Origin of the sequence: Citricoccus sp. GCM10030269 (assembly GCF_042665635.1) — a bacterium.
Classification (GTDB): Bacteria; Actinomycetota; Actinomycetes; order Actinomycetales; family Micrococcaceae; genus Citricoccus.
Window position 1 is genome coordinate 348,699 of record NZ_JBHTCV010000002.1, and the last position, 15,797, is coordinate 364,495.

The 15,797-nt window shown below is 66.8% G+C and carries 19 protein-coding genes; 11 read left to right on the forward strand and 8 right to left on the reverse strand.

What is annotated here, in order from left to right; genetic code table 11:
* The first annotated feature begins 14 nt into the window (after positions 1 to 14).
* The 8 genes from ACFQQD_RS04710 (at position 15) to ACFQQD_RS04745 (ending at position 6,832) form a co-directional block, all read left to right on the forward strand.
* Positions 15 to 866: an ABC transporter ATP-binding protein gene (locus ACFQQD_RS04710; protein WP_378086736.1), complete on the forward strand. Its 852-nt coding sequence runs from the start codon at positions 15 to 17 to the stop codon at positions 864 to 866.
* The gene (locus ACFQQD_RS04715; protein WP_378086738.1) at positions 863 to 1,705 is read left to right on the forward strand and encodes an ATP-binding cassette domain-containing protein; all 843 of its coding nucleotides are present in this window, start codon (positions 863 to 865) and stop codon (positions 1,703 to 1,705) included. The genes ACFQQD_RS04710 and ACFQQD_RS04715 overlap by 4 nt, the downstream gene beginning before the upstream one ends.
* Positions 1,706 to 1,707: 2 nt before the next feature.
* On the forward strand, positions 1,708 to 2,454 hold the full coding sequence (locus ACFQQD_RS04720) for a GntR family transcriptional regulator (protein ID WP_378086740.1): 747 nt from the start codon (positions 1,708 to 1,710) through the stop codon (positions 2,452 to 2,454).
* Between the two features lie 96 nt (positions 2,455 to 2,550).
* A complete protein-coding gene (locus ACFQQD_RS04725; protein WP_378086742.1) occupies positions 2,551 to 2,757 on the forward strand; it encodes a hypothetical protein in 207 nt (68 codons plus the stop codon).
* A gap of 11 nt (positions 2,758 to 2,768) precedes the next feature.
* The gene (locus ACFQQD_RS04730; RefSeq protein ID WP_378086744.1) at positions 2,769 to 4,199 is read left to right on the forward strand and encodes an amidase; all 1,431 of its coding nucleotides are present in this window, start codon (positions 2,769 to 2,771) and stop codon (positions 4,197 to 4,199) included.
* Positions 4,196 to 5,614, forward strand: a complete 1,419-nt coding sequence (locus ACFQQD_RS04735) for an amidase (RefSeq protein WP_378086747.1) — start codon at positions 4,196 to 4,198, stop codon at positions 5,612 to 5,614. The genes ACFQQD_RS04730 and ACFQQD_RS04735 overlap by 4 nt, the downstream gene beginning before the upstream one ends.
* 11 nt (positions 5,615 to 5,625) lie before the next feature.
* Positions 5,626 to 6,231, forward strand: coding sequence for a cysteine hydrolase family protein (locus ACFQQD_RS04740; RefSeq protein ID WP_378086749.1), 606 nt, complete (start codon positions 5,626 to 5,628; stop codon positions 6,229 to 6,231).
* Positions 6,232 to 6,298: 67 nt separating this feature from the next.
* The gene (locus tag ACFQQD_RS04745) at positions 6,299 to 6,832 is read left to right on the forward strand and encodes a maleylpyruvate isomerase family mycothiol-dependent enzyme (protein WP_378086751.1); all 534 of its coding nucleotides are present in this window, start codon (positions 6,299 to 6,301) and stop codon (positions 6,830 to 6,832) included.
* A gap of 40 nt (positions 6,833 to 6,872) precedes the next feature.
* On the opposite strand, the gene ACFQQD_RS04750 is transcribed toward ACFQQD_RS04745, so the two are convergent.
* Positions 6,873 to 7,421, reverse strand: a complete 549-nt coding sequence (locus ACFQQD_RS04750; RefSeq protein ID WP_378086753.1) for an NADPH-dependent FMN reductase — start codon at positions 7,419 to 7,421, stop codon at positions 6,873 to 6,875.
* 153 nt (positions 7,422 to 7,574) lie between these two features.
* Here ACFQQD_RS04750 and ACFQQD_RS04755 point away from each other — a divergent pair, with 153 nt between their 5' ends.
* Positions 7,575 to 7,958 carry a VOC family protein gene (locus ACFQQD_RS04755; RefSeq protein ID WP_378086755.1) on the forward strand — a complete coding sequence of 128 codons (384 nt, stop codon included), beginning with the start codon at positions 7,575 to 7,577 and terminating at the stop codon, positions 7,956 to 7,958.
* Between the two features lie 5 nt (positions 7,959 to 7,963).
* On the forward strand, positions 7,964 to 8,704 hold the full coding sequence (locus ACFQQD_RS04760; protein ID WP_378086757.1) for a Pr6Pr family membrane protein: 741 nt from the start codon (positions 7,964 to 7,966) through the stop codon (positions 8,702 to 8,704).
* Here the strand turns inward: ACFQQD_RS04760 and ACFQQD_RS04765 are convergent.
* Positions 8,650 to 9,249 carry a TetR/AcrR family transcriptional regulator gene (locus ACFQQD_RS04765; RefSeq protein WP_378086759.1) on the reverse strand — a complete coding sequence of 200 codons (600 nt, stop codon included), beginning with the start codon at positions 9,247 to 9,249 and terminating at the stop codon, positions 8,650 to 8,652. The genes ACFQQD_RS04760 and ACFQQD_RS04765 overlap by 55 nt on opposite strands.
* A 136-nt stretch (positions 9,250 to 9,385) precedes the next feature.
* On the opposite strand from ACFQQD_RS04765, the gene ACFQQD_RS04770 reads away from it, so the two are divergent.
* Positions 9,386 to 10,714 carry an MFS transporter gene (locus ACFQQD_RS04770; RefSeq protein WP_378086761.1) on the forward strand — a complete coding sequence of 443 codons (1,329 nt, stop codon included), beginning with the start codon at positions 9,386 to 9,388 and terminating at the stop codon, positions 10,712 to 10,714.
* Positions 10,715 to 10,734: 20 nt separating this feature from the next.
* On the opposite strand, the gene ACFQQD_RS04775 is transcribed toward ACFQQD_RS04770, so the two are convergent.
* The 6 genes from ACFQQD_RS04775 to ACFQQD_RS04800 all read right to left on the reverse strand — a co-directional run bounded on the left by ACFQQD_RS04775 (position 10,735) and on the right by ACFQQD_RS04800 (position 15,793).
* Complete coding sequence (locus ACFQQD_RS04775; RefSeq protein ID WP_378086763.1) at positions 10,735 to 11,394, reverse strand: SDR family oxidoreductase; 660 nt, start codon at positions 11,392 to 11,394, stop codon at positions 10,735 to 10,737.
* A gap of 92 nt (positions 11,395 to 11,486) precedes the next feature.
* Positions 11,487 to 11,849, reverse strand: a complete 363-nt coding sequence (locus ACFQQD_RS04780; protein ID WP_378086765.1) for a VOC family protein — start codon at positions 11,847 to 11,849, stop codon at positions 11,487 to 11,489.
* A 49-nt stretch (positions 11,850 to 11,898) separates the two neighbouring features.
* The gene (locus ACFQQD_RS04785) at positions 11,899 to 12,486 is read right to left on the reverse strand and encodes a GNAT family N-acetyltransferase (RefSeq protein ID WP_378086767.1); all 588 of its coding nucleotides are present in this window, start codon (positions 12,484 to 12,486) and stop codon (positions 11,899 to 11,901) included.
* Between the two features lie 7 nt (positions 12,487 to 12,493).
* The gene (locus ACFQQD_RS04790) at positions 12,494 to 13,498 is read right to left on the reverse strand and encodes an ABC transporter ATP-binding protein (protein WP_378086770.1); all 1,005 of its coding nucleotides are present in this window, start codon (positions 13,496 to 13,498) and stop codon (positions 12,494 to 12,496) included.
* Between the two features lies 1 nt (position 13,499).
* Entirely contained in the window at positions 13,500 to 14,690 is a 1,191-nt protein-coding gene (locus tag ACFQQD_RS04795) for a FecCD family ABC transporter permease (protein WP_378086772.1), read from the reverse strand.
* Positions 14,687 to 15,793: a FecCD family ABC transporter permease gene (locus tag ACFQQD_RS04800; RefSeq protein ID WP_378086774.1), complete on the reverse strand. Its 1,107-nt coding sequence runs from the start codon at positions 15,791 to 15,793 to the stop codon at positions 14,687 to 14,689. The genes ACFQQD_RS04795 and ACFQQD_RS04800 overlap by 4 nt, the downstream gene beginning before the upstream one ends.
* Between the last annotated feature and the right edge of the window lie 4 nt (positions 15,794 to 15,797).

Consider the following 15,797-nt stretch of genomic DNA (forward strand, 5'->3'; position numbering starts at 1 on the left):
GGAAGGTGCCACCCATGCTGGAGATCAAAAACTTGAGTGTGGATTTCCACACCGATGGCGGCATCGTCCACGCCGTGCAGAACGTCAACCTGTCCATGGGGGAGGGTGAGATCCGAGGCCTTGTCGGCGAATCGGGGTCGGGGAAGAGCGTCACCTCGATGACGATTCTGCAGTTGCTGGGCACGCGACGCGCGCGGATCTCTTCGGGCGAAATCCTGTTCGAGGGAAAAAACCTGCTCGAGCTGTCGAGCAAGGAGATGGGCACGGTCCGCGGCCGGGAGATCGGACTGGTCTCTCAGAACGCCTTGAGCGCTCTGGATCCCTCTTTCACCGTCGGTGCACAACTGGTCGAGGTCATCCGGCGGCACCAGAACGTCTCGAAGCAGGAGGCGAAGGATCAGGCCCTGGACACCTTCCGGTTGGTCGCCATGCCGGATCCGGAACAGAAACTGCGCGCCTATCAGCACCAGCTCTCGGGAGGTCAGCGACAACGCGTGGTCATCGCTATGGCACTGGCGGGGCGACCCCGGTTGTTACTGGCCGACGAGCCGACCACGGCCCTGGACGCCACCGTGCAGAAGCAGATTCTCGACCTGCTGCTGGAGATCAACCAGAAGCTCGGTACTGGGATTCTCATGGTGACGCACGACTTCGGAGTCGTCTCGCACCTGTGTCAGACCGTCACGGTGATGCGTAAGGGGCGGATCGTCGAAGACGGCCCGGCGCACGCGATGTTGACGGCCCCCGAACATCCGTACACGCAGTCGCTGATCAACTCTGTTCCCAAGCTTGACCTCGAGGACTCGATGAGATCGGTACCCCGGGCCGAGCGGCGACTGCACGTCTTCGAGGAGATCTCCGCATGACACAGCAGGTGACAGACCACATGACAGATCAGGCGACCAAACACTCACCCCCAGAGTCTCGCTATCTGGAGGTCCGGGAACTGAGGAAGGTGTTCAGTGTCTCCAGCGGGTGGCGGACGTCGGCTGACGTGGTCGCTCTCGACGGCATCTCGTTCTCGATCAAGCGTGGCGAGACCTTTGGACTGATCGGGGAGTCCGGGTCCGGGAAAAGCACCACGGGGCGCATCATTCTCGGCCTGGAGGAACCGACGTCGGGCCAGGTCATCATTGACGGCACGGACACGGCCACGTTGTCGAAGGAGGAGTTCCGGCGGCTCCGGCAGCGGGTCCAGGTCGTCTTTCAGGATTCCGGTTCGGCCTTCAACCCTCGGCTCCCGGTCGGTACGCAAGTCGGGGCACCGCTGCGTCGGTTCAACCTGGTGCGCCGGGGCGAGGACAAGACGCGGGTGCTCGATCTTCTGGAGCAGGTCGGCATGGAGCCGAGTCACTACGACCGGTACATCCACGAGTTCTCCGGCGGTCAGCGTCAGCGCTTGGGTATCGCCCGCGCTCTGACGACGAACCCCAAGTTTTTGGTGCTCGATGAGCCGACCGCTGCGCTGGACGTCTCGGTACAGGCTCAGGTGCTGAATCTGCTCAAGGATCTGCAGGCCGAACGCGGGCTCACCATGCTGCTCATCACGCACCATCTGGCGCTGGTCGAGCACATGTGCGACACCGCCGGAGTTCTCTACAACGGTCAGTTCGCAGAGCAGGGGTCCGTGGACGAACTGCTCCGCGACCCGGGCAGCGAGGTCACCCGGTCCTTGCTGGACGCCGTGCTCGAGCCGAGGGCTTAGACGTGATCTCGGCTCTCGACACGGTCGTTCGCAAGAGGCAGCACCAGGCGCGTTGGACGCGGGACTTGCTGCGGGCCGACGTGATGCGCGGCTGCTATGACACGGTGCTCCCTTCAGAGAGCGACCTCATGGAGGCGTATTCAGTCTCCCGCAGCGTGATCAGGAGCGCTCTGCAGGCGTTGTGCCGCCAGAATGTGCTGGATCGGATTCCGGGCACCGGAACTTTGGTGGTCGCCCAGCGCCGAGCGTTCAGGCTGACGCAGATCCACGGATTCGGCGACGGCGATCAGCTGCCGACCTACACCAGCACCGACATCGTCGACGTGCGGTGGATACGGATGTCGAGTTTCGTCGCCTCGAAGTTGGAGGAGACGCCCGGCACCGAGTGCCTGAGGTACGAGTTCGTCGGCTTCAAGCATGGCCAACCGATCGCGATCTACACGAACTATGTTCGTCAACCTCACGCCTCGGCCATTCTCGCGACGCCATTCTCGACCAACTGGTACCAGCTGCTCCGGGATGCCGGGATCGACTACTCGGGCAGCGACATCGTCATCGACGCCGTTCCGGCGGACCACGGCACCGCCGAGCTGTTGGACGTCGAACCGGGATTCGCCGTCCTGGGGATGGAGAGAGTCATCTTCGACCGCGCGGGCAAGCCCTTCACGTTCGGCCTGCTGAGAACGCGCAGCGACCAGCAGGCCTTCTACGCCCACGTGAAGCGCGAGCATTCACCGCAGCCCACCTGACGGCGGCGCCAACCGCAGGCGTCCACCGCCACTACTTCCAACCACCGCCCACGACTTTTCCGGTCAGCACCATGCCCGGCACATCAGGAGGATCCCATGCAAAACCAGACCCATCTGCCCCATCCCGACGACGAGACCATCGTCCGTTCATTGCTCGCAGCCCACCACATTTCGCCGACCGAAGAGGAGATCGGGCACATGGTGGCGGCATACCCCGCCAACCGGGTCGCCGTCGACGAGCTCTACACCTTGTCCGGCGTCCGGTACGAAGAGCCGGCCGTGACGTTCGACCCCCGGATCTGAACGGAGACATCATGAAATACCCCACCATCGCAGCAGCCGCGAAAGCCCTCCGGGCCGGGGAGACCACAGCCGTCGAACTGGTTGAAGACTCCCTGGGCCTCTCTCGCGGTCTCAACGAGCAGCTCGGTATGTTCCTGTCCTCCTACGAGGAACAAGCCCTCGCGCAGGCTTCCGCTACCGACCAAGCGCTCAGCCAGGGTGAGGATCCCGGTCCGCTGGCCGGAATTCCCCTGGGCATCAAGGACATCATCAGCACCGCAGAGGGCGCCACTACAGCCCAGAGTCTGGTGCTGGACCGCGCGTGGGGTGACGGAGACGCCGTCGTGATCCGGCGCCTCAAGGCTGCCGGCGGGATCGTCACCGGAAAACTGACCACCATGGAGTTCGCGATCGGGCTGCCCGACGAGGAGAAGCCGTTCCCCTTGCCGAGAAACCCCTGGAACCCCGAGCACTGGACCGGTGGTTCCAGCTCTGGTTCGGGCAGCAGCGTGGCCAGCGGTTCAGTACTGGGAGCTCTGGGTACCGACACGGCCGGGAGCATTCGCATCCCTGCGGCCTATTGCGGCATCACCGGACTGATGGGAACTCTCGGCAGAGTACCTAAATCCGGCTGCGTGCCGCTGGGTTACAGCCTCGACCACATCGGCCCGATGGCCCGCACGGCGGAGGACTGCGCCATCATGATGACGGCGCTCGCCGGGCATGACGAGAGTGACCTGACCTCGATCGATGCGCCGACGACCGACTACACCGCAGAGCTCACGGGGGACCTGACTGGGGTGACCATCGGTGTCGACCGGCTCGGCTGGACCAGCAGCACCCCGGAGGACCCCGCCCTGGAAGGAACGTTCCTTCAGGCGGTGGCTGACCTGGAAGCCCGGGGCGCCTCGATCCAGGAGATCGAGCTGCCGCTGTACCACGAGATGACCACGGCGAACCTGATCATCATGTTCTCCGAGGCGCTGGCGTACCACCGGCCTGACCTCCAGAAGCGATGGACCGACTACGGCCGGGCCACGAGGCTGATGATCTCGTCGGGAGCCTTCTACGGTGCAGCGGACTACGTGCAGGCACAGCGAGCCCGCACAGTAGGTCGGAAGGCGATCGGGGAAGTGTTCGACCGAGTCGACCTGGTGGTCACCCCGACTGCTGGGCTGGGGGCGCCGTCCTACGACGACCTCAACAGCATGGTCACCGGGAGCCTGCGGGGACGGATGGACCGGGTCTACACGCCCTACTGGAACGTGGTGGGCAATCCGGTCATCTCCGTGCCGATGGGATTCTCCTCCAGCGGTCTTCCCTTGGGAATGCAGATCGCTGCCAGACCTTTTGACGAAGCACTGGTGCTCCGAGCCGCCGACAGTTTCCAACGGCAGACGACATGGCATGAACGTGTGCCGGAGTCTCTGGCCGGATCGGCAGCAGAAGAGGTGTTGGTATGACGTTGGCCCCCAGCATCACCACGCCATTGACGATCTCCACCGCCCTGGAGGCATTGCGGAAGGGCGAACTCACCAGCGTGGAGTTGATGGAGCGCTGTTTCGGCGTCTCCGATGCTCTGGACGGCGACGTGGGCATGTACATCTCGGAGTTCCGGGAACAAGCTCTGGACGCCGCCTCCCGCGTTGATCGACAGCGCGAAGCCGGCCTAGACCCGGGGCCGCTGGCCGGAATCCCGGTGGGAATCAAAGACATCATCACCACTGCAGAAGGTCAAACCACCGCACAGAGTCTGGTTCTGGACCGGGAATGGGGCCGAGGTGACGCCGTGGTGGTGGAGAGACTGCGCTCCGCGGGCGCCATTCCCACCGGGAAGCTGACCACCATGGAGTTCGCCTGTGCCGTTCCGGACCCGGAGCATCCGTTCCCCATCCCGCGCAACCCGTGGGCCCTGGACCGGTGGGCCGGAGGCTCGAGTTCCGGCTCCGGAAGCGCCGTGGCCACCGGCTCGGTGCTCGGCGCCCTCGGTACCGACACCGCTGGCAGTATCAGAATTCCGGCTTCGTACTGCGGGATCACCGGACTGATGCCGACCTTCGGCAGGGTGCCCAAATCCGGATGTGTGCCGCTCGGTTACAGCCTCGACCACATCGGTCCGATGACCAGGAGTGCTCGAGACAGCGCAATCATGCTCTCGGCCATGGCTGGACACCATCCCAGTGACCGCAGCGCGATCGATGCCCCCGTCGTTGCCTACGAGGCTGCACTCACCGGGGATCTGGCAGGGCTGAGTATCGGAGTCGATCTGACCAGCGGATTTGACCAGGTGAACCCCGACTCGCATCTGCGCGCTTTGCTCGACGATGCCGTGTTGGCTCTCGAGCGTCGAGGAGCCACGATCACCGAGGTCCAACTGCCGCACTATGAGGCAGCGACCACAGCGATGATGACGATCAATGCAGGGGAGTCCGGTGCCTATCACCGCGTGGACACTCGGACTCGACTGGCCGACTACACCGTTGCCAATCGCTTGTCCTTCGGCAGCGGAACTCGTCTGACGGCGGCGGACTACGTACAAGCTCAACGCGCACGCCGGGTCATCCACCGCGAGGCCAGCCGGCTCTTCGAGCACGTCGATCTGGTGATGACCCCGACCATGTTCACCGGTGCTCTGGCGTTCAGCGACCTTGATGACCGCATGTCGTGGTTTCCCACGCTGAACACGCCCTATTGGGACCTGACAGGGAACCCCGTTCTGAGCGTGCCGATCGGCTTCGGCGAACACGGGACGCCCTTGGCCATGCAATTGGCCGGTCGTCCGTTCGACGAAGCGACCGTGCTGAGAGCCGGAGATGCCTTCCAGCGCGAAACCGCATGGCACCTTGAGGTGCCACCGATTGCCGCAAACGCGGCGTGAAAGGAAACACCATGTCCACTGCAGTACTCGTCATCGACATGCAGAACGGCTTTGTCCATCCCGAGGGATCGCTCCCTCAGGCGGGGTTGGGCCAACCCAACACCCCACAGGTCATTGCCGAGAATGCGGCGCTGCTGGAGGAGGCGAGAAGGGCCGGGCTTCCGGTGATCTACACTCGCCACGTCTACCGTGCCGACTTCATCGACATGCCAGAACGCAACCGCAGAGATATCCCGCTGGACCCTCCACCGCTGGTCAAAGGCTCTTGGGACGGAGACGTCCATGATGATGTGCAGCCGATGCCCGGAGACAACATCATCGACAAGAACCGCTATGACGCGTTCCTCTACACCGATCTGGAGGTGGTGCTGCGTGCCCTGGGCGTGAAGCGCCTGCTGGTCACGGGCGTGGTCACGAGTATCTGCGTGGAATCAACGGTGCGTTCCGGTCACCAGCGTGACTTCGAGATGTTCGTCGCGTCGGACTGTGTGTCCGCGCCCGAGACGGAACATGAGGCAGCCTTGAACATCATGGCACGGATGTTTGCCGACGTTGGGCCCTGGCGGGAGCTGCTACCGGCGGTCATCGGCGAGAAGCAGATGACGCTCACCGCGTGAGAAGCACCGGGTGCGGGGTCGTCGCCACCTCTACCGCGAGACCCCGCACCTCGTGCACCATGTCCCCATGAGCGAACTCTCCGAATCCTGGGACCGCCACACCGAACCCCTGACCGACGTCGTCGGCTCCGTCACGGACTGGAACGCGGCCAGTCCGTGCGAGGGCTGGAGCGCCGCCGACGTGCTGGACCATCTGATGCAGACTCACCGGGACTTCATGGCCCGGCATGGCCGCGAGATTCCGCTCGGCTCGGGCAACCCCGCGGAGCAGTGGAAGGCCCATGCTGCTGCCCTGGCTGAGATCGTCCGGGATGAGGCTTTCGTCTCGACGCCGATGGAGACTCCCTTCGGGGACTCGACCATCGGTCAGGTGCTGATCGACTTCTACGGCATGGACCTGATCGTCCACCGTTGGGACATCGCGACATCGCAGGGAATGGACCACCAGCTCTCCGGAGAGGAAATGGCCGAGGTCGACGTAGCCGTCGACGGCTACGGACGGGCCGCCTATGCACCCGGGATCTTTGGTGATCCGGTGGACGTGCCGGAGGATGCCTCCCGGCAGGCGAAGGTCCTGGCGAGGACGGGCCGACAGGCCTGAAACGTGAGCCGGCCGCTGCCTCAGCCGGTGAATTCGCGGTTCAGGCGGTGAGCTTGCGTGTCAGGCCGATCAGCCGCTTCAGGACCCGGTCCAAGGAGCGGTCGTGGTGTTCGTCGAGGGCCAGTTCGCCGCCCGCGAAGTCGACTCGACGGACCAGGTTCACCGAGCTGCCCACCACGTGCATGTTGTACGCCGCGGCCGTGACCCGCCATGCTTCGTTCGCCCGGACACCGCCGAGACCGCCATAGGCCACGATGGCGAGGGACTTGTCGATCCACGGCTTGTTGAGCAGGTCGTAGGCGTTCTTGAACGCACCCGGGATGTTGCGGTTGTACTCGGGCGAGACGAACACGAAACCATCACACGCGGCCACCGCATCCCGCCATCGGTGCACCTCCGCCGGACCATCCTCCTCGTCGGCCCAGTTCTCATTGGTGAGCAGGGGCAGGTTGAACTCCTTGAGGTCCAGCACCGACCACTCGACGTCGGCGCCGTCCTCGTGCGATCGCGCGCGCTCGGCCACCCACTGACCCACGGACTCGCCGATGCGCCCCTCACGGATTGATCCGATCACGATGCCGATTCTCATGTGTTTCCTCCGTTGCGATCCGACCTGCGCTGACCTGCGCCGCCCTTCCCCAGACTAGGTGGGTCGGGCCATACTGGGCACGGATTCAACGGTGACTCTTCACGGCGATGTCAGCCGAGACACCAGCCATCACCCACTCGTCGAGAGGCAACCATGAAGATCGATCAGGCTCATCTGCTCGTCAACGACCAGGACGCTGCCAAGACCTTCTATACCGAGGTCCTCGGCCTTGAGGTGGAGACGGACTACTCCAGCGGGGACTTCCGCTGGTTGTCACTTCGCGCTCCGGGGCCCGACGGCGGCGCCTCCTTGGTCCTGGGCCTCGCGGAGGGTGCCGCGAAGTCCTACCAGGACGAGCACCGCCTGGCCGGCAAGCCGGCCTTCGCCCTGACTTTGACCGGCGGGAACGAGGAGTTCGAGCAGATCCGCTCCCGCGGGGCCGAGGTCATCTCCGAGCCGGAGAAGCAGGAGTACGGCGGAACCGACGCCCTGATCAACGACACCGTCGGCAACATCATCTGCCTGCACCAGGACTGACTCCGGTGGCCGTCGCCTCCGGGTCTGGCACCGAGCCGGAGGTGCCGACCGTGCCGCGGTGGTGGGCCGGCGTCGGGCGTGTGGTGTTCGCTCTCGCTGCCCTGCTGTCCTTCACGGGCAACGGACTCTCGTTCTATATCGGCTCGTGGAAGGACTCGGGTCTGCCGGAGAACGCCGGCTACGCGGGGGTGTTCGAGGGCGGCTGGGAGCATCTGGTCAATCAGCCCAGTTACTTCACGTTCTTATCCAACTTCCTCGTCGGGCTGACCTCGCTGCTGCTGGCTATCCGGGTACACCGGACCTCGGACGTGTTCCAGGCGCTGCGTATCGCGGCGGTGGTGTGCATCGTGGTCACGGGCGTGGTGTTCAACGTATTGCTGCGGGACGCGGATCCGCTGACCCGGGTGGAGCAGGTCAATGACACCATCCAGCATGTTCTCGCTCCCCTCCTGACCCCGCTGGTGTGGCTGGTGTTCGATCCGCACGGGCAGGTCACGTGGAAGCGGATCGGCCTGGCCTCCTCGGTGCCCCTCGCGTGGCTCGTGTTCACTCTGGCGCGCGGCCCGTTCCTCGACTGGTATCCGTACACGATCCTGGACGTGCCGCGCATGGGCTACGGCGGGGTCGCCGTGTACATGGTCTCCATCCTGGCGTTCTTCTTCGCGGTTTCGGCGGTCCTGTGGGCGGTGGATCAGCTGCTGGTCCGGTTGGCCAGGAGATCTTCCGCCATGGCACGGGCCCGCTGAAGGCGCTCGGCCGTGCCGTCGATGCCTCGGTGAGCGACGGCCCCCTCCAGCAGCAGGAACAGATGCTCAGCGAGGCGTTCCGGCTGGGTGCTCTCCCCATCCTCGGCGATGAGTTCCGCCAGCCGCGCCCGTACGAACTGCTTGTGAGAGCGGATGACCTCGTATCCGGGATGATCCTCCGGAAGCTCCGCGGCGGCGTTGAGGAAGGCGCATCCCCGTCCGGACAAAGGAACGTCGGCGAGGTAGGAATCGAACAGGGTGAGGGCCCGCGGCGCTTCGGCCGTCTCCAGCCGCTGTTGGCACCGAGCCCACCACTGGTCGTGCCGCTGGCGAAGGTAAGAGGTCACCAGAGCCTCCTTGGATCCGAATCGGTCATAGAGCGTCCGCTTCGTCACGCCCGATTCGGCCGCGATGGTGTCCACGCCCACGGCGTGAATGCCCTGCTCGTAGAACAGTGTGGACGCTGCCGTGAGGATCCGTAGGGCACCCGGCGTCAGACGGACGTGGTCCTCGACCTGCCCGCGCGGATCTTCCTGATCACTCATGGCTCTGCCTCGATATCGACGTCCCTGCAGTTGACTTCACAGACCAGTGTACATAGGGTCAGCGGTGACTTCACAGATCGGTGAAGTCGACCGACTGATTCTTGGCGCCGTACCGGAGCGCTGGTGAGGAGACTGTATGACTGACGCCACCGAGGGCACGGGCATCGTCCACGCCAGCCCGCCCAGCGGGACCGCCCATGGCGTCCCCCGTACCCCGGCCGAGGCGAGCATGCTGTCGCGAGGTCAGGCTGTTCGTTTGGGGGCGGCCGGCCTGTGCCTTATTGCGGCCTGCTACGGCCTCGCTCGCTTTGCCTACGGACTGTTCGTGCCGGCGTTTGGCGCGGCCTTCGATCTGGATGCGGCGACGACGGGTGCGATCGCTTCCGGCAGTTATGGCGCCTACTGCCTCGGCATCTTGCTCGCCACCTCTCTGACCCCGCGCTGGGGTGCCCGCGTCGTCGCCACGGCTGCCGGGATTCTGGCCACTCTCGGCACCGCTCTGATTGCTCTAGCTCCGGGTGCACTCGTGCTGGCCGTGGGCGTGATGATCGCCGGTTCGAGCACTGGAGTGGCCTCGCCCCCACTGGCCCACGCGATCGCGCATCGGGTGAAACCGGCGGCTCGCAATAGCCTGCAGACGGTGGTCAACGCCGGCACCGGTGCCGGTGTGATGGTGTCCGGCCCCATCGCGCTGATGGCTCAAGATCAGTGGCGGCTGGCCTGGGCGGCCTTCGCCGTGCTCTCGGCCGCCGTGACCGTCTGGATCGCCGTCACGGTGCCGAGTGTGCGGGAACCCGGAACCCAAGCCCAACGGCCGGGGACTCCTGAGTCATCAACGCCAGCGGGGTCGGATCAGGGTGGGTTATCAGCCCTCGGCAACCTGGTGAAGCTGCCGCGGGGAGCCGTGCGGTTGCTCGCGGCGGCCGGGGTGATGGGCGCGGCCAGCGCGGCCAACTGGACCTTCGGGCAAGAACTCCTGTCCTCCGCAGGCGGTCATGGTCAGGTCCTGTCCACGGTGGCGTGGATCGTGCTGGGCGCCTGCGGACTGTTCGGCGCCGCCGCCGGCCAACTGACCGACCGGTTCGGCATCCGCCCGGTGTGGACGGGGCTGATGATCATCCTGGGCGGCGCCTCCGGGCTTCTGGCGGTGTCTCCGCAGCATGGCGCCGCGGCCCTGATCGCCAATGGGGTGTTCGGCGGCGTGTACATCGCTCTGACCGGACTGCTCCTGGTCTGGAGCACTCGGATCTTCGAGCACGAACCCGCCAAGGGGGTCGGCCTGGCCTTTCTCTTCATCGCCATCGGTCAGGCTGCGGCCAGTCCGGTGCTGGGCGGCCTCGCCGATCTGAGCAGTCTGCCGGCCGTGTTCGGTCTCGCCGCTGGGTTGGCGCTTGCTGGGAGTGTGCTCGGGCCCCGTCGGAGCCGGCCTCGCGAGGACTCGGCGGGCCACGGCCGCCAGAGGTGAGTGGGTCAGAGCTGAGCAGGTCAGAGCTGAGCGAAGGCGGCGACGATCGGTTCGTCACCATCCACGAACTCGATCTGCTGCCCCATGGAACTCTCCGTCTCCAAGGCCACGCGGATGGCCTGCGCCACGTTGCCGCGTGAGGTGTCACGGAGACCGGCCTCACCGGCCCCGGAACCGACGGCAATCCGCCCGGACGGCTCGTTCAGGGTGAGTTTGCCAGGGCCGAGAATGGTCCAGTCGAGTCCGGAGTTCCGCAGATGCTCGTCGGCGGCTCCCTTGGCTTCGGCGTAGGGGAAGAAGGAGTTGTCCTCGGGAACGCCGTGCTGCGTGCTGGCTCCCTGGTAGGAGACCATCACGTAGCGCTTCACACCGGCCTGTTCAGCGGCGTCCATGGAACGGATCGCGGCGTCCCGGTCCACGGCGTACGTCCGATCCGGATTGCCGCCGCCGGCGCCGGCGGACCACACGATGGCGTCTTGTCCGGCGAAAGCATCGGCCAGTTCATCCTGGGACGCGTTCTCCACATCCAGCACCAGGGCCTTCGCGCCCGCTGCCTCGACGTCAGCCGTCTGATCCGGATTGCGAATGACCGAGGTGACGATGTGCCCTTCTCGAGTCAACAGGGGTGCGGTGAGCAGAGCGATCTTTCCGTGTCCGCCGATGATCAGGTAATTCGCCATATCTGGTCCTTTCTGTTGCGTCCACTGTTGCACCCGGACCCCGCCGAACTCCAGGCTCTCGGCTCGCGGCGGAATCGGCGTCATATAAGTCGTCAGACGGTGGTGGTGCCTTCGTAGAGCCCGATCTCATTGCCGTCCAGGTCGCGGAAAACGGCCCACCAGCTGGTGTCCGTGATGGGGGACTTGGGTGCGATGACCTCGCCACCGAGCTCGGTGACCTGCGCCAGCGTCTCGTCGATGGAATCGACCTCGACGGTGGACCGTGGCTGGGTGAAGTCCTCGCTGCGCGGCGCGAGCCCGCCGCCGCTGACCTGGTTGGGTGCTTGCCACATCGGGTAGTCCTCGAAGCCGGGAAGGGTCTCGATGTTCCAGCCGAACAGAGTGCCGTAGAAGTCGGCTGCCCGCCGGGGGTCGGATACTGGGATGTCTACATGGGTGATGTCTCCGTGTGCCATGGCAGACAGTGTCCCGCCCGGCACGGCCTCGGCGGAAGCCTTAGAGCGCCTACGTGCGCTGACGGGCTCTCCACTCGTGGGCGAGAATCCCCATCACGTGGGCATCGATCCATTCGCCGTCGAAGAGCAGCGCCTGGCGGAGGGTCCCCTCCAGCACGAACCCGGCCTTCTCGTAGACGCGGCGGGCCCGGGGATTGAAGGCGTACACCTCTAGACCCACCCGGTGCAGTCCCTGCTCTTCGAAGGCATGGCGCAAGGTGAGTTCCACCGACTCGCTGCCCAGTCCACGGTCCCGTGCACCGGAGATCCAGATGCGGAATCCGCAGGAGAGATTGCCGGAGTCGAGCTCGTGGAGCACCGACTCCCCGACCACCTCTCCCGTGGCGATGTCCTCGATGACCCACACGATGCGGTCCTCGGCGCGTGACCATCGGTCATAGATCTCCGTCACCTGCTCCACCGTCCACGGCACATCGGCGGCGGCCTCGGTGGAGTGCACCGAGCCCGTGAGACGCGCCACCTCGGGATCCGCCAGCAGCGGATGCAGCACGGCGGCGTGTTCCCGACGCGCGGGCACGAGCCGCACCAGCGTGCCCGCCAGTTCTGCTTTCCGCGAGAAGTCGGGCCGCACGCTCACCGGAGGCTCACGAGTGCTTCGGGGACGGTCCCGCAGCCGGTCCGGCAACCGGCCCGTGAGACAGCCCAGCAGCCCGATCGGACTGCGTCCGCGGCAGGACCACCGGGTGTCCCAGCAAAGGATCATGCACGACGTCGGCGTCCAGTCCGTAGATCGCGTGCAGGTTCTCCGGGGTGAGGACCTCCCGCGGCGACCCTTGGGCGACGATCTGGCCACCGGCCATCGCGACGATGTGGTCGGCAGACCGGCCGGCCAGGTTCAGCTCATGCAGCACCGCCACCACCGTGGCCCGCGGCCGCGTTCCCGTCGGGTCGGGCAAGGCCTTGATCAGGTCCATCAACTCCACCTGGTGAGACAAATCCAGGTAGGACGTCGGCTCATCCAGCAGCACCACCGGCGTCTGCTGGGCGAGCACGAGGGCCAACCAAGCCCGCTGCCGCTGGCCGCCGGAGAGCTCCGCGACGTCCCGCCCGGCCAGACTCACCAGGTCCGCGAGTTCGAGCGCCTGGGCGATGGCCCGGGTGTCCTGGGCCGAGCGAGCACCGAACCAGCCGCGATGCGGATGGCGCCCGCGGTCGACGAGCTGCTCCACGGTCATCCCCTCCGGCACCACGGGAGACTGCGGCAACAGGGCCACCGTGCGAGCGTAGCTGCGGGAGCCCCAGCCCTCCGTGGACCGGCCGAAGACATCCAGCGACCCGCTCGTCAACGGCAGTTGCCGCGTCAGCCCGCGCAGGAGCGTCGACTTCCCGCAGCCGTTGGCTCCGATAATCGCCGTGGTCTTGCCCGCGGGCAGGTCCAGGTCCACGGGTTGCTCCGGCCCGACGACGGGATGTCCCCCATATCCGAGCGTCGCCCCGCGCAGACGCACGGCCACCGACGGGCTCGCGTCCACGTCAGCGCCGTCTCCGGCGGCGACGGCGTCGCCGGTGCCTTCGGTGGCTCCGCCCCGGCCCGCCGCGCGGGCCGAGGACGGGCCGGCTTGGTCCGCTTGATCGGTCTGAAGAGTCATCTCATGCCTTCCGTCCAGTTCGCACCAGGAGCCACAGCATCAAAGGAGCACCGGCCGCACCGGTCAGCACGCCCGTCGGCAACCTCGTCCCGCCCAGGGCCTCGGCCGCCACGAAATCCGCCAGCACCACGATCACCGCACCGCACAGGGCCGAGACCGGCAGCGAGGGACGCCCACCGGTCAGGCCCCGGGCCACCGGGGTGGAGAGCAGGGCGACGAAGGCCAGTGGTCCGGTCGCCGCCGTCGCCGCTGCCGCCAGGAGGGCTCCGACCACCAGGGAGCCCATGCCGGTTCGTCCGGGCCGGGAGCCGAGCCCGTGGGCGAACTCCCCGCCGAGGTCGGCGGGCGCCAACCGGGCGTGGAGCATCGCGCCGATCGGCATCATCACCAGCATCATGACCGCCAACAGGGTGATGCGCTCCCAGGTCACAGCGTTGAGCGAACCGGCGGTCCAGACGGCGGCGGCCTGCAGGTCGTGCTGAGACAGGGCGAGCATCGCACCGGAGAGCACGGCCTGACACAGGGCGGCTACGGCGATGCCGGCCACGATGAACGTCGCCCCGCCCAGGGCGCCCGCCAGTCCGCCCGAGCCGGACGCGGCTCCGGAACGGGCCCCCGAGGTGCGACCACCCGCGGTCGAGAAGCCGAGCACCACGGCGATGGCGGCCAACCCGCCGACCAGAGCGGCCATGGCCATCTCCATTCCGCGGGAGCCACCGAGGGCCAGGACGGCGACGGCGGCGACGGCGGCCCCCTGGGTCACGCCGATGATGTCCGGGCTGGCCAGCGGGTTGCGCAGGGTACGGCGGAACAGGGCGCCGGAGGCGCCGAAGGCCGCCCCGGCCAGAGCGCCGGCCACCGCGCGCGGCAGTTTCTCCTGCATCACGATGAAGGAGGCGCCGGGGATGGTCTCGCCGCCGAGGATGGCGACGAAGTCCGGGATGGTCACGGTGTAGTGGCCCAGCAGTACGCGCACACCCATCACCAGCATCAGGACCACGGTGAGCCCGAACGCGGCGGCGAGCAGCCGGCGTCGTGATGCGGCGTGCAGGGAACGCACGGCGGTCAGCGCTGAGGGTGACGTCTCTATCCTGCCGTCCGGAGTCGGCACGGTGCTCATCCGTGCATTCGCCGGTGCCTTCTCCGGTGCCTGCACGGGAGACCCGACGGGCGGGCTGAGCGGAGCGGTCATAGGGACACCGCCTTGCGACGCAGCAACAACAACAGCACGGGCACGCCGATGATCACGGTGCTCACGCCCACATGGATTTCCTGGGGAGCGATCACGAGCCGTCCCGCCAGGTCGGCCGCGACGACCAGCACGGCTCCCCACAGGGCACACCCGGCCACGAGCACCCGCGTGGAGGCCGGGCGGAAGCGGCGTAGGGCATGGGGCACGAGCAGGCCGACGAACACCACGGGCCCGGCGAGTGCCGTGGCGGCGGCGGTGAGTAGGACGGTCGCGCCGAGCAGGACCATCCGGAGGCGTTCGGGCCGGGAGCCGAGGCCGTGCGCGAGCTCGTCACCCAAGGCGAGTGCGTCGAGCCCGGGGGCGGCCAACAGCACCACCAGAATGCCGATCGCGATCACCGGTGCGAGCCAGGCGGCATCCTCCAAGGAAGTCCGCGCGACCGAACCGACGGTCCAGAAGCGGAAGCGTTCCAGCACGGCGGGGGAGAGGATCAGCAGGGCATTGGTTGCCGCCGTGCAGCCGGCCGTCACGGCCGCGCCGGCCAGCACCAGTGACAGCGGGCCGGGAGCCCCGCCCGTGCCGCCCATCCGGGATGCGGCAGCAGCCACGGTATAGACCACGACGGCGGCCAGGAGCGTTCCGAGGATCGCCAGCACCATCACTCCCGCCAGGCCCGAGGGCATGCCGAGGCCCAGTCCGAGGGCGACGGCCAGGGAGGCGCCGGCGGTCAGCCCGAGCAGTCCCGAATCGCCCAGCGGGTTGCGCGTTGCGCCCTGGAGGGCCACACCGGAAACGGCCAGGGCAGCTCCGACCAGCACCGCCGTCAGCGTCCGGGGAATCCGGGACAGCGCTGCCGCGGAGTCGATGTCCGCCGCCGCCTCGGCTCCCCGGCCGGAGAGGAATGCCCCCAAAGCCTCCAGAGTGGTGGCCGGGTCCACATTCCGGGCCCCGAAAGCCAGGGCTGCCAGGCACAGCACCACGAGCACGACCACCGGCAGCACCAGGAAGGTGACCGGCCGGCGTCGTGCCGGTGCCGGTTCCGCCGTGGAGTCCGAGGCCGTGTCCGATGCGGGCTCGGAGGGCTGGTGGAGGAGGAGGCTCATGAGG

Bases quoted from the DNA above. Each gene is read 5' to 3' on its own strand.
- ACFQQD_RS04765 (WP_378086759.1), bottom strand. From the start codon at position 9,249: ATGAGTGATCAGGAAGATCCGCGCGGGCAGGTCGAGGACCACGTCCGT.
- ACFQQD_RS04800 (WP_378086774.1), bottom strand. From the start codon at position 15,793: ATGAGCCTCCTCCTCCACCAGCCCTCCGAGCCCGCATCGGACACGGCC.
- ACFQQD_RS04790 (WP_378086770.1), bottom strand. From the start codon at position 13,498: ATGACTCTTCAGACCGATCAAGCGGACCAAGCCGGCCCGTCCTCGGCC.
- ACFQQD_RS04725 (WP_378086742.1), top strand. From the start codon at position 2,551: ATGCAAAACCAGACCCATCTGCCCCATCCCGACGACGAGACCATCGTC.
- ACFQQD_RS04745 (WP_378086751.1), top strand. From the start codon at position 6,299: ATGAGCGAACTCTCCGAATCCTGGGACCGCCACACCGAACCCCTGACC.
- ACFQQD_RS04770 (WP_378086761.1), top strand. From the start codon at position 9,386: ATGACTGACGCCACCGAGGGCACGGGCATCGTCCACGCCAGCCCGCCC.
- ACFQQD_RS04710 (WP_378086736.1), top strand. From the start codon at position 15: ATGCTGGAGATCAAAAACTTGAGTGTGGATTTCCACACCGATGGCGGC.
- ACFQQD_RS04795 (WP_378086772.1), bottom strand. From the start codon at position 14,690: ATGACCGCTCCGCTCAGCCCGCCCGTCGGGTCTCCCGTGCAGGCACCG.
- ACFQQD_RS04735 (WP_378086747.1), top strand. From the start codon at position 4,196: ATGACGTTGGCCCCCAGCATCACCACGCCATTGACGATCTCCACCGCC.
- ACFQQD_RS04740 (WP_378086749.1), top strand. From the start codon at position 5,626: ATGTCCACTGCAGTACTCGTCATCGACATGCAGAACGGCTTTGTCCAT.
- ACFQQD_RS04755 (WP_378086755.1), top strand. From the start codon at position 7,575: ATGAAGATCGATCAGGCTCATCTGCTCGTCAACGACCAGGACGCTGCC.
- ACFQQD_RS04780 (WP_378086765.1), bottom strand. From the start codon at position 11,849: ATGGCACACGGAGACATCACCCATGTAGACATCCCAGTATCCGACCCC.
- ACFQQD_RS04715 (WP_378086738.1), top strand. From the start codon at position 863: ATGACACAGCAGGTGACAGACCACATGACAGATCAGGCGACCAAACAC.
- ACFQQD_RS04730 (WP_378086744.1), top strand. From the start codon at position 2,769: ATGAAATACCCCACCATCGCAGCAGCCGCGAAAGCCCTCCGGGCCGGG.
- ACFQQD_RS04750 (WP_378086753.1), bottom strand. From the start codon at position 7,421: ATGAGAATCGGCATCGTGATCGGATCAATCCGTGAGGGGCGCATCGGC.
- ACFQQD_RS04775 (WP_378086763.1), bottom strand. From the start codon at position 11,394: ATGGCGAATTACCTGATCATCGGCGGACACGGAAAGATCGCTCTGCTC.